General features: G+C 38.2%; 9 protein-coding genes and 1 pseudogene. 5 read left to right on the top strand and 5 right to left on the bottom strand.

The window, feature by feature from the left end; genetic code table 11:
- Window positions 1-64 precede the first annotated feature (64 nt).
- From IPJ83_07905 to IPJ83_07890, 4 genes are all read left to right on the top strand, one after another.
- Window positions 65-625: a sigma-70 family RNA polymerase sigma factor gene (locus IPJ83_07905; protein MBK7880466.1), complete on the top strand. Its 561-nt coding sequence runs from the start codon at window positions 65-67 to the stop codon at window positions 623-625.
- Between the two features lie 2 nt (window positions 626-627).
- Window positions 628-1,407, top strand: coding sequence for an anti-sigma factor (locus IPJ83_07900; GenBank protein ID MBK7880465.1), 780 nt, complete (start codon window positions 628-630; stop codon window positions 1,405-1,407).
- A 1,335-nt stretch (window positions 1,408-2,742) separates the two neighbouring features.
- Window positions 2,743-3,099: a VOC family protein gene (locus IPJ83_07895; protein ID MBK7880464.1), complete on the top strand. Its 357-nt coding sequence runs from the start codon at window positions 2,743-2,745 to the stop codon at window positions 3,097-3,099.
- A gap of 96 nt (window positions 3,100-3,195) precedes the next feature.
- Window positions 3,196-3,555 (top strand): DUF1801 domain-containing protein, encoded by a 360-nt coding sequence (locus tag IPJ83_07890; GenBank protein ID MBK7880463.1) that lies wholly within the window; start codon window positions 3,196-3,198, stop codon window positions 3,553-3,555.
- A 32-nt stretch (window positions 3,556-3,587) separates the two neighbouring features.
- Here the strand turns inward: IPJ83_07890 and IPJ83_07885 are convergent, their stop codons facing one another.
- The 3 genes from IPJ83_07885 to IPJ83_07875 all read right to left on the bottom strand — a co-directional run bounded on the left by IPJ83_07885 (window position 3,588) and on the right by IPJ83_07875 (window position 9,187).
- Window positions 3,588-4,517 (bottom strand): isoaspartyl peptidase/L-asparaginase, encoded by a 930-nt coding sequence (locus IPJ83_07885; protein ID MBK7880462.1) that lies wholly within the window; start codon window positions 4,515-4,517, stop codon window positions 3,588-3,590.
- A gap of 214 nt (window positions 4,518-4,731) precedes the next feature.
- Entirely contained in the window at window positions 4,732-5,274 is a 543-nt protein-coding gene (locus IPJ83_07880; protein ID MBK7880461.1) for a hypothetical protein, read from the bottom strand.
- A 304-nt stretch (window positions 5,275-5,578) separates the two neighbouring features.
- Window positions 5,579-9,187, bottom strand: coding sequence for an HYR domain-containing protein (locus tag IPJ83_07875; GenBank protein ID MBK7880460.1), 3,609 nt, complete (start codon window positions 9,185-9,187; stop codon window positions 5,579-5,581).
- Between the two features lie 246 nt (window positions 9,188-9,433).
- On the opposite strand from IPJ83_07875, the pseudogene IPJ83_07870 reads away from it, so the two are divergent.
- A pseudogene (locus IPJ83_07870) lies at window positions 9,434-10,246 on the top strand (KilA-N domain-containing protein).
- A gap of 278 nt (window positions 10,247-10,524) precedes the next feature.
- Here IPJ83_07870 and IPJ83_07865 read toward each other — a convergent pair.
- The gene (locus tag IPJ83_07865) at window positions 10,525-11,469 is read right to left on the bottom strand and encodes an SPFH domain-containing protein (GenBank protein ID MBK7880459.1); all 945 of its coding nucleotides are present in this window, start codon (window positions 11,467-11,469) and stop codon (window positions 10,525-10,527) included.
- Window positions 11,470-11,535: 66 nt separating this feature from the next.
- Window positions 11,536-13,173, bottom strand: a complete 1,638-nt coding sequence (locus IPJ83_07860; protein ID MBK7880458.1) for an NAD+ synthase — start codon at window positions 13,171-13,173, stop codon at window positions 11,536-11,538.
- Between the last annotated feature and the right edge of the window lie 63 nt (window positions 13,174-13,236).

Genomic DNA, 13,236 nt, shown 5'->3' with positions numbered 1-13,236 from the left:
TCAAGTTTGGATTTGTTTAAAGTTAAAATTCCAAAAATCTTTTACCTTAGCATGGAATTACAGGATGAAAGACCAAAAAGAAGCCGTACTTAATCAGTTCATGGAGCTTCGGGAAGCCCATCCCAAACAAGCTCTCAAATTGTTAATGGACACTTATGGTGATGCTATGAATGGTATCGTGGGTAAGATTTTGATTCGGGAAGATCTAGTAGAAGATGCATTACAAATTGGATTTACCAAAATTTGGAAAAATTTGCAGGAGTACAGCCCCGAGAAAAGCTCCCTTTTCACCTGGCTCCTGAGCATATTTAGAAATACGGCCATTGACATTTTACGAAAAGAAAATAACCGTAAAATCCAAGCGATCGATTCAAGCGTATATGATAGTATAAACTTTAGCGTTCAACCAAATATCGGTGATAGTGGTTTGATGCAAAAGATAAACTCATTGGATACGAAATACAAAGATTTGATTGAACTAATATATCTACAAGGTTATACCCAACAAGAAGTTTCTGACGAATTTAAAATTCCATTAGGTACTATAAAAACAAGGATAAGTACCGCTATTAAATTATTAAGAAATGCGCTTAATCTTTTAATTATATTTATTATAGCTCGTTAAATGTGAAAGAATTACTCGACATAAAAAAGTATATTGAATCAGGAATACTGGAAGAGTATGCCTTGGGCCTTACAAGTCAAGAGCAAAATATTGAAATATTAGAAAATTTAAAAAAGTATCCAGAACTTTCAAAAGAATTATCTCAAATAGAAGATTCTTTGGAAGCTTATTCTAATTTGTATGCTAAACCAATTTCTCCGGATCTTAAATCTAAAATATTAGAGAACATTTTTTCTGAAAAAAACAATATTCCTACACAAAATTTCTGGAAGAATAAATTTCCTTATCTTTTTTTTATAACAAGTTTTGCCGTATTGTGTATATGGTTGTACAATCTAAATCGAAACCTGCGAAATCAATTGAATCAAAGTATAAAAAGAAATAGTGAATTAATACGCCAAGCCAATCAAGATAGTCTAGCCATACTGGATTGCAATAATCAACTTAACTATTTTAAAAATTCGAATCTTCAACGAATTATTTTAAAGGGGATGCCAAAATCTCCAGAATCAATTGCTATGGTATATTATGATAGCGTCTCACAGAAATCGATATTAGATATTATTTCTCTTCCTAAACCTAGTCCGGAAAAACAGTACCAATTATGGGCCATCGTTTCAGGGAAGCCAGTGGATCTTGGTGTTTTAGATTTAAATGAAAAAACGAGAATGATGGAAATCAAATTTGTTGATAAGCCCCAAGCTTTTGCCATTACTCTAGAACCTAAAGGAGGACTTCCTGCGCCTACTATGGATCAGTTGTTCGTATTGGGGCAGATCTGATTCAAATTATATATGTTTAGATTGAGTCTAAAGTTAATTATAATTTGACCGGCTAAAATTAAATAATGATAATTTTTGAATTGAACATTTGAATTTTAAAATAAATTCATTCTCGAAGTTATTAAAAGAAATGGCATGATAAAAATTTCATTTTATCATTCTAATTTGGAATCAGTATGTAAAATTATATTATACGCACAAATTTGGTAAATTTACAAATTATTACTTTTGGAAAACATCCTATTTTTGCGCAAATTAATCAAAATATTTATTAATAGGTATTCTTTTTCGATTAGATCAAAGTTAAAATTCAAGAAATTATCTTTTGCTTAGTGTGTTTTGAAAACTAAATATGAATTGTAATTCAAAATTCTTTTATTAATAAGTCAATTTGATTCTTACAACGATTTTATATCGCATAGTCTCCTATTTAATTCAAAAAGTTTATTTGACAAAGAGCAGAAAAACATTTACTTTCTTTGCAATTAAATTGCTAGACATGACAAATCTTATTTTGGTAAGGGAAACATCTTATTTATTATTCCAATATTCGCTTTGATTTGCAGGGATGGTGAAAAAGTTAGATCGGGATAAAGAATTGAGATTAGAGTTGATGGTCGAGAATTTTTAAATTATTAATTATGAATGAATTTTAAGAAGAATGTTTTTATGCTTTTTTAATGACAATCGAGCTTTCTTCTATTTTAAGCTTTTACACAATCAACTTAAGTTAGAAGCAAATAATGAATACTTCTTTTTACAAGCCAAAGTATCAAATTGACTGGAAAAATTTAATAGACATATCTAAATTACTTAAAAGAATAGGCGATATGAAATTCGACTCTAAATTTGTATGGCGTCCAATGGTATAATAATGGGCATAAAGCCTCCAATATAGTGTTGATAGAAGCGAAAGAACGGAAACAAAGATTTACAATACGAGCTATGAAGACAACGCTGAAATTTTAAAATGTCATCCATATTTAAAAGTAATAAAGTCGGAACATGGAATGGAAATTGCTATTAATGAATTGATAAGGTGATTTATGCAAAATGAGTTTTACCTTGCGGTTCTATTGAGCAAAGGCTGAATAGACTTAACTGTTAATATTGTTTCATTTATTTAGCATAATTATTTTAAATGGATTAACTTTGATTTAATCAATAACAGCAAGTAGTTAGAAGTCGAAATTATATAACAGATCAATAAGAGCCTGCAAACATCAACCTCCTTTATAGATATTGAATTTATTAACCAATATATTTATATTTTTTGCTAAATTCGGTTTTCGTAGATATGAAAATATATAAAATTCATTTCTAAAATCATAGAATATGCTCACAGACATCCATCCCAAATTACCCATGCGCAATAAAGCTATAACAAGGGAGTTTTACTTAAACAAACTGAAATTCCAGGAATTTGGAGATGCGGATTATGAGGGTTACCTGATGGTGCAGAGAGATAGAATTCAAATTCACTTTTTTGAGTTTAGGGAACTTGACCCCAATATTAATTATGGCCAAATTTACATTAGGACAGATGACATTCAAAAACTATATCAATCATTGATGGACAACAAAGTGAACATTCATCCACAAGGATCTTTGCAAAAGAAGCCTTGGGGTCAACAAGAATTTTCCGTACTCGATCCCGACCACAATTTAATTACCTTCGGGCAAAGTATTTGATGCATGAAATAATTTTTAAATCAAAGCGGAACATTATTTTTATTTTGCCTAAAATTAGAGATTCCTATTTGATCTGACTAAAAATGTAAAAGTAAAATGAATACTGAAATAAAAACGGTTGAAGAATATATAGCAGGTTTTCCGGAAGAAGTAAAAGAGAAATTGGAAAAGATCAGAAAGATCATTAAAGACCAGGCACCGGGTGCCGTAGAAAATATTTCTTATGGCATGCCGGCCTACAAGATCAACAAAAAACCATTGATTTATTTTGCCGGATTCAAGCATCATATTGGATTGTATGCGACCCCTTCCGGGCATGATGCATTCAAGCAACAATTAAGTGCATATAAACAAGGGAAAGGTTCGGTCCAGTTTCCACTGGACGGTCCAATCCCATATGACTTAATCAAGAAAATTGTTGCATTCAGGGTGAAAGAAAACAATCAACTGAAATAGGTAAATAAAATAACTTTTGGTTGGTTGAATTATTAAGTGTAAATAAGCACTTCTTTATTTCCGTCCGAATCTTTTAACGCCCTGTACATACCCTCCGTATTGAAACTAAGACATACATTACCTGAATGGTCTACTCCTATAAGGCCACCGTCTCCACCAATCGAAGGAAGGATATCCTGAACAACTTTTTCACAAGCATCATGAAGGCTAAGGCGTTGATATTTCATCAGGGCATGTACATGAAATGCTGCATTGATGCGAATAAAATATTCTCCTGATCCGGTGCAAGAGATGGCACAGGAAGAATTATCTGCATAAGTGCCTGCACCGAGCATAGGGGTATCTCCAATGCGTCCAAACTTTTTATTGGTCATTCCTCCTGTCGAAGTTGCAGCGGCAAGATTTCCATGGCGGTCACGGGCTACAGCCCCTACTGTACCAAACTTATGCTCTTTAACGGAAATGTGGTCAAGCATAATTTCTTCACTCCCTTTTACGGACAACCATTGTTGATATCGAAACTCATCGTAAAAGTATTCTGTAGGCTGAAATTCCACCTGATGTGATTTGGCAAATTCTTCGGCACCTTCTCCTGCAAGAAAAACATGGCTGCTTTGATCCATGACCAGTCGTGCCAGATGAATGGGATTCTTTACATTTCGGAGCATCGCCACCGCACCTCCATCGAGATTACAACCATCCATGATGGAAGCATCCATTTCATGCTTCCCATCAAAAGTAAAAACGGATCCACGACCGGCATTAAACAGTGGACAATCCTCAAGAATGCTGACTGACTTCTCTACTGCATCCAGTGCAGAGCCTCCCTTGTGAAGAATTTCGAATCCGGATTCGAGTGCTTCTTCCAAAGCCATTAAATACTGACTTTCCTTTTCCGGAGACATATCTGATCGCAGGATGGTTCCGGCTCCGCCGTGTAAAGCAAGGGAATGTTTAAGCATGGATAGTAGATTTGAATCAATTGCAAAAATAATCCAAATCCAAGAAGCCAATGGGAATAAATCCATGAAGATTACTCCTGAAAATTTTTATCATCACAATCCTGACTTCTCCAATTGTACATATCAATTCTCAGGAAGGGTGTTCTAAAATTTAAATGAGTTTTAATTCATTGTCTGATTGTTGACCGACCAACTTTAGTCGTGCATGTTATTTCTAAAATCCTAAACCAACATGAAGACCGCCCAGTTGTGTATAACCTGAATTTTTCTCCGGACCAAACCTTGCGGGTGCGACCAATTCAAAAAAGAAGACTGAATTGTTTTTTCTTTTGAATCCTTTGTTGATCAGTGGAGTGAAGCCAATTTGATTTACCGAATTTTCATATGCCAGTCTGAAACCAAAGGTCCAACCATTTCCTAAAGGATATAAAATTCCCGGGTGAAAAAGTAGATGCACTTGAATGGGAACTCCTGAATTGAAATAGGGTTTGATGACTGGAACAAATTCCAGATCAAATTTCAATTTACCGGCTGTATTAAAAGTTATGCCTACAGGAAATCCAATAAAGTAAAAATCATATTTATCAAGCGTAGTAAAATTACCCTTATTAGCAGCAAACATAATTTGTACCACTCCAACATGATACCCCGCTAAAACCGAAATAGGATCACTCATTTTCTTTTCACTTTCTTGAGCAATCACCTTGGTTGAAATAATACAAACCAATCCCATTAAAAGGTACATTAACTTCTTCATATATGCGATTTATTTTTCGATCAATATTTTTTATTTTACAATTAAGACAAAAATATCTTAAATAAAAATATCAAGATAGTTTTTTGTAAAATTTATTTACAATCAAACTCAATTCTAAATTGTGAGTGCATGGTGGCTCCGACTTTGCGCAACATCTGAATTAGAATTTAGAAATTTTGAATGGTTTAATTGAAGATATTATGATACCTGAAATCAAAAAAGTTACCATCTCTTTTGCTGCAATAAAAAAGCCGGCTTCCATTGAAGGAAGTCCGGCTCATCATTGCTTCGGTTAATATACTGTTTATTTGATCACCGCGAATTTTCGCAACATTTTAGTTCCATTTGTTTGGTCCAAACTTAATAAGTAGTATCCTTCTGACCAATTTCGGACATCAATGATTTGTTGTTGACCTGTACAGGCGGTCGAGAAAACCAATCTGCCTCTAGCATCAAATACATTGATCTGCCCGTTTGCATGGCCAGTTGTTTTAATTTGTAATTCCTCCCTGGCTGGGTTAGGGTAAATCAACAAATCATTTTTGGGTTCTAAAGTGATCTCTCCCAGATCAGCTCCTGAACCAATGGATCTTTCATTCAGCACGTCCAAACAGTTTTCTACACATTTGAGTTGTTCAGCAGCAGTGGATGATTTGAGATTAGATGTGGGATTTCCAACCAGTGTTTGTGGTTGAATAATTACACAATAATCCTCCACTTCTCCATAGCTGAAAGTACAGCATGGATTGGATGGATAACCACCATACGCCATCGAAACCCTCATTCTTGTGCTGCGCGTAGGACAGTTACAATTACCGGGTATGGTTATATTTCCACACAAAACTCCTGTACCGGTTCCATAAGCTACCAGTTCGTCGGTATCATAAAAATCGCCATCTGCATTATAATCTATCCATACTTTCCAATAAACCTGGTATGTTGGTCCTCCGAATCCCGGCGTAAGACATAAACTATACGTCTTTCCCCAATTATAAGTAGTACAAAGACTTGGGAAATAAGCATAACCACCATTATTTCCTGAGTTATTGTTAAGATTGCCCAGGCTGACTTTCTGGATCCAGGTGTAATTGCTCCACTGACCTCTGGATTCGCAATAATTTCCGGTGTTATTGCATTTTACAGTTACGTTAAAACTACAGGTGTCATGATAGGCACCCTGAGTCGCAACATAGGTAACCTTAGTTGTACCACAAGGGAAAAGAGATCCACAAGGAGGTCCGGCAATTTGTTTAACTTCATAACATGGCACTTCACAAATAAACTCACGCAGGCAGTCCGTATACTGATCATTCCAGGTTCCATCCGGCAGTAGTTCTCCATAATCCTGATCGCCATTGGCATTATTTGGCTGACCTGGATACCAGTTTGTAAAACTGAGCGGGCTGTTGTCCACCCATTCGAAAAAGCCCTCCACATTGCGATCGTGTAAGCCTATATAGGCAGTTGCACCCATGAGTTTGCTGGCAACATAGTTATTTTCAGCAGGGCTGTTCATCACAGCCAACATACCTCCATTCAGTTCACAAATGCGTTTTGCCTCCGTCCAGCTTGCTGGTTTTCTGGAGCAAAAGTATTTGCTTCCATTATAGGTACCCATATAGATAAAACCGGAAAGGGAGTCTTTGCAGGATCCACAGGACTGAACAGTTGGATGGTTCCAATTTACATACGCTCCGGGCAAATTTGGATCAATTCGATCTACCACGATGTCTGCCGGGCAGGTAATTTTTAATCCTGCACCCAATACGGTGATCGTAAAGGAATGATTGACGTAATTTCCACAGGCATCCCTGGCCGTGTAAACCACGTGGTGAATACCGGCGGTGAACTTTTGACCGGGGACATAATTGGAAGTAATCTGTACAAAACCTCCACAATTGTCGGTGGCAGTTGGTGGCGTCCAGTTGACTGTAATTTCACAAGCTCCCCAGGCATCCACTGTTATATTGGGCGGACATGAATTCCATACAGGTGGAGTACGGTCATTTAGTTCTATTAACTGGTGACACTCATTGAAAAGTTTTGGATCATTTGGATCGGTAGCTTTCCAGATTCGGATAAATTTTTTGGCATTCGGACATGCTGAATAAATATTTAGTAAAGAATCGCGATAACTAAGGATTGGTGTTCCACAGGACGGATCAGACGGGCTAGCTTTAGCCTCTCCGGAAACATTAGGTCCACATTGTAGCACAGGGCATCCCAGGTAATTTGGTGGGCAATTAATGACCGGTGGTTTATTGCAACAATTGCTTAGAACAGTAATGGTAAAACTATGTTCGGCCGCATTTCCACAACCATCTGTTGCAGTATAAGTCACTTTGGTTATACCAATTGGGAAAACACTTCCTGAAGTATGACTACCTACAGGAGTCACTGCTCCGGCACAATCGTCAGTTGCGGTTGGAAAGTTCCAGTTGACAGTAGCTTTGCAATCGGTAGTATTGGTATAAACGGTCAGATTGGACGGACAACTGGTAAAACTAGGTGGGCTGTCATCCTTGAGTTCAACCAATTGCACACAGTTGGATTTTAACAATGCATTATTCGGATCGGTGGCAGTCCAAATTCGGATAATTCTTTTGGTACCGGGACATTTCCCCGGACTGATGGAATCAGCGTAGCTCACGATGGGATCAGCGCAGCCTGCTTGGCCTTTTGTAGCGGTTGCAAATCCACTGACCATTGGGTCGGTAGAAGTTCCCGGACAAGCTTTATAATCTGATGGACAGGTTATAATGGGTGAAACCTGACAACAGGTGGTCACCGTAATGCTGAATGAACAGCTGACAGTATTTCCACAATGATCGGTAGCTACATATTCAACTTTGGTATTGCCCTCCGGAAAAAGGCTCCCCGGGGGATGGGTGGCAACCAAAGATTTGATACCACACAGATCGGAAGCTACCGGTGGATTCCAGTTGACCATGGCCTTGCAATCAACTCCCGGACTGACAGTTACATCCGTCGGGCAATTGTTGAGTGATGGGAGACCTTTATCAATAAGTTCAATGTTTTGTTTACAGTGTGCCACCAACGAGGTATCAAAAGGATCTCTCGCGGTCCAGGTGCGTACCAGTTTTAAGGCTCCTTCACAAGGTCCTGTCGACAAAACTGAATCTTTGTAAAAAAGGACGGGGATGGCGCATTCAGGGCTTCCGGCAGTGACCCTTGGAGTACCTGCTTGATCCGGAAAAATACTATCCTTCGGACAACCTAAGAATGCAGGTGGACAAGTTATAGTCGGGGCTATTTTACAACAATTGCCACTGACGGTGATGTTGAATGAACAATAGGTAACATTCGCACAAAGATCTTCTGCTGTATAAGTAACCTTTGTAGTCCCTAATGGAAAAACATCCCCTGAAATATGGCTTACGGTTAAAAATAACTTGCCGCAATTGTCTGTTACGCTGGGCGGATTCCAGGACACGTTGGCTTTGCAATTTTGTTGGGCTGCAACGGTAATATCCGGAGGACAATTGATAATTGCAGGTGCCACGGAATCAGATAAAACAATCGATTGCATGCAGGAAGAATTCAACAATGGATCCTGAGGATCTGTAGCAGTCCAAACCCTGTTGATTTCGATGGCTCCGGCACAGGGGCCTTGAGAAACAATCATGTCAGAATAGGTGACAATAGGTTGATTGCATCCTGGCCCACCGGGTTCACCAATTGCAAAACCTGTATTATTCGGTAAAGTAGAAGCTCCCGGGCACGCAACAAAAGCAGGAGGACAGGTAATTTTTGGAGGGTTGGTGCAGGCGTGAATTTTGAAAAGGGAAAATTTTGGCCACCAACGAGCCTGGGCATGGATTTCCGGATCAAACAAGATCATATTGGCAATGAATGCCAAATACGTTAAAAACAAGGGGAGTAGTTTTTTCATTAATTTGTATTTAGTTCGTTAAAAAATACGCTTTAAAAAAACCAAACCCCGATTCTGACATATACATGTCAGACATCATCCTGATTGAAATCGATTACAAGGTCCTAAATTTTATCGAATAAACGGAATTTAATTTTTTATCCGTTATTCCTAAAATTGTCATAAGATTTCTATTATTGACCAAAATAGATTTAAATGCAAGCCTCTTCTTGAAATGTATTTAAATAGATCCAAATATTAATATATATGTCAAAAATCAATGTAAAGGACACAGAAATCACGATTCTATCTGTTGAGGAGCGGGATTATATTTCGCTAACAGATATGGCAAACGCCAAAGAAAGCGAAAGTCGTGCAGCAGACATCATCAAAAACTGGATAAGAACCCGTTATACGCTTGAATTTTTAGGAACTTGGGAGCAAATTAACAACCCCAATTTTAAAGTGGTGGAATTTGACCACTTTAAAACTCAAGCAGGTTAGCCGAGTTTTGTGCTGAGTGTTTCAGAATGGATAGAAAAAACCAATGCCATTGGAATCATTGTAAGAAAAGGCAAATATGGAGGAACGTATGCCCAAAAGGACATTGCTTTTGAGTTTGGCTCTGCAATTAGCGTTCCTTTCAAATTATATCTAATAACCGAGTACCAAAGACTAAAGGAGGAAGAATATAAACAGCTTGGTTGGACATCTAAACGAGAATTAGCAAAACTCAATTACCATATTCATACAGACGCAATCAAACATAATCTAATTCCAATAGAGCTCTCCACTTAACAGACATCAATAATATATGCCAATGAAGCAGATGTATTAAATGTAGCTATGTTTGGAATAACGGCAAAACAGTGGCGGAAAGCAAATCCAGACCTTAAAGGAAATATCCGTGATTATGCAACAATCAATGAACTGATTTGCCTCTCAAATATGGAAAACCTAAACGCAGTATTCATCAACGAAAAAACACCGCAAAAAGAGCGATTAATAAAGTTGAACAAAATAGCTATTCAACAAATGAGCATCTTGCAAGACGTGGACAAACGAAAGTTATTGAAATAGCAATAACTTTAACCCACTGCATTTCTTAGTACAATTGCAGTTTTTTCAAATGCCCAAAGCCAAACAAAAAACTTCAAAAGAGCTAACAATCCACTGCACCAAGACAGATACAAAATGACACGAAAAAACATAGCAGAAAAACAAGGTCGAAGTGCTAAAATCCCCTACAAGAAATTAGCCGTTCAATGGTTAAATGAAGCTATGTGCTTCGTAACAAATTTTGTGGTGGCAGACAGTTTTCGTCTCCGAAATAGCCTAATTCTTATAGCTACCGACTATTAGGCCAAAGTATCTTTCGAAGAATTATTTAATTGCATTTTACTCATTGCCAGCATCTGTCTGATGGTTTGTTCCATGTTTTCCGGACTTCCGTCCAGGAAAATGACATTACCTTGCCCATGTTCGGCAAAGTTCTTTACAGCTTCTGTCCACATGGAAAACATAATCAGTGAAGCATCCAAATTAGAGTCCTGCATCAGTTTGGCTGCATTGCTCATCCCTTTGGCAATTTCTTCTCTGAAGGAGGCAATTCCTTGTCCTCGGAGTTGAGCAGCCAGTTTTTCAGCTTCTGCAGAAATTTTGATAAAATTTCCTTCCGCTTCGGCGGCCTTGGTTTTGGTGATTAAGAGTGCCTGACCTTCGTTTTCTGCAGCAGCTTTAAGATTGTTGGATGCCACGACTTTGGCCATAGACCTCATCACCTCTTCATCAAAAGTGATGTCGTTGATTTGCAGATCAATCAGGTGATATCCCCATTCTTCTAATGTTTTATCCAAATGTTCTTTTACATTTTCGACAATTTCTCGTCTCAGGATCAATACTTCGGATTGACGTTTGATGGCTACAAATGCACGCACAGATCCTTCTACAGAACGAATCAGAGCTTGCATAAAATTTCTTTCATCAAAAAATTTGAAGGCTACATTTTTAATGGTCTCCTCCCGTTGGTCCAAAACTGAATACAACAACATAGCGGTAAAATTTACATTCGCCTGATCTATGGTGACGGCCTGAAATCCCAGTTCCACACTGCGGTTTTGGATGGAAATGCGTTTGTGAATTTGTTCGATGAATGGAATGCGTACATTCAATCCCGGACTCATAATGCGTTGGTATTTTCCAAAGATGGTTACCACACCAATGCTCCCCTGACTCACGGTAACAAAGGAAAATAACAGAAAAAGTATAAAAATTGAAAATAGAATAATAGTTGTTGGCTCCATGGTTTAGGTTTTGATACTAAACCCCAAGATAACCTAAATTAGTTTCGAGAGTTGAATTTTAATCGACTAACACAAATAATTTCCCTCTATAGGCAGCCTTCTCCCATGACCAAAAGCTTTGTTGGAAACTCTTAAGACCGGAGCAGATTGATGTCGTTTGAATTCTGCACGGTTCACCATTTTCAGAGACTTTAATACGACCTCTCTGTCAAAACCCATGGCTATGATTTCTTCCGGTCCTTTTCTTTGCTCTATGTATTGAAAAAGTATGGGATCAAGTACAGCGTATTCTGGAAGTGAGTCGCTGTCTTTTTGGCCGGGTCTGAGCTCGGCGGAAGGAGCTTTTTGAATGGAATTCAACGGAATGCGAATTCCATTTCGATTGATAAAATGGGCAAGTTGGTAAACCTCCGTTTTATACACATCTGCCAATACCGCAAGGCCTCCGCAAAGATCCCCATAAAGTGTTCCATATCCCACGGACATTTCACTTTTGTTGGTGGTATTTAAAAGTATATGACTGAATTTGTTGGAAAAGGCCATGAGCAACATTCCCCTGATTCTTGCCTGAATATTTTCTTCAGTCACATTGTGGGGCATATCTTTAAACCAGGGATTCAGAACCTCCAGATATCGGTCGTAGACTTCTTTGATGGCAATGATTTCATGGTGGATTCCTAAATTATCCGCAAGGTCTTTTGCATCCGCAACAGATCCTTCGGACGAATAATGAGATGGCATAAGCAATCCGGTAACATTTTTAGGTCCCAGCGCATCGGCAGCAAGTACAGCAGTTAATGCAGAATCGATCCCACCCGAAAGACCAAGGATTGCTTTTTTAAATCCCATTTTTTCAAAGTAATCACGAATGCCCAGGACAAGTGCCTGATAAATCAGGTCGAATTTATCTTTCTTTTGTTCCTGAATTTGTCCACCTTTTACTACTTCTTCCAGACTATAAATGCGAAGACATTCTTCAAAAAAGGGCATTTCGTCAAAGCAGTTTCCATCCGGTGACATCACCACAGACCCACCATCGAATAGGATGTCTGTCTGACCTCCGTAACAATTGGTGTAGAACATGGGTATTTTGTAACGCAACACATTGGCCCTGATGACTTCAAGACGGTCCTTTGCATGATCAAAACTGAAGGGGGAAGCCGATAGGTTCAGTATAAAATCGGGTCGCTGGTCCATCATTTCATCCAATGGACAAACTTTGTACAGTGGGTTTTCATTGCCTAGGTTCCAAATGTCTTCACATATGGTGAGGGCTATTTTTTTACCTTTAAATTCGACCGTTTGGAATTTATGGCTTGGTTCAAAATAACGGTATTCATCAAAAATATCATAGGTCGGGAGTAGCGTTTTATGGGCTATTTGTCTGACTTTACCTTCCACCAGAAAAAAAACAGAATTGTGCAGGTCTTTACCTTCAATCTCAGGATTTACTGTTGGGGCACCGACCACAATTGCAATACCATGGGACATTTTGCACAATTCGTTTACAACAGCCATCGATCTTCTGATGAAATCCTTAAATTCCAGAAAATCTCTCGGCGGATAGCCACAACTTGCCAATTCGCTGAAACAAATTAAATCGGCTCCCTGAGATTTAGCCTCGTTTACTGCTTTGGTCATCAATGCCAGGTTGCCATCAAAGTTGCCGATGTGATAATTTTGTTGAGAAAGTGCTATGCGCATGTTGTAACAATTGTGTGGTAAAAATAGCATTCCGGGAGGATCGAGTATCAATTATTCATGGTG

This window comes from Candidatus Vicinibacter proximus (assembly GCA_016713905.1).
Taxonomy (GTDB): Bacteria; Bacteroidota; Bacteroidia; order Chitinophagales; family Saprospiraceae; genus Vicinibacter; species Vicinibacter proximus.
This window is presented reverse-complemented; position numbering and strand designations above follow the sequence as displayed.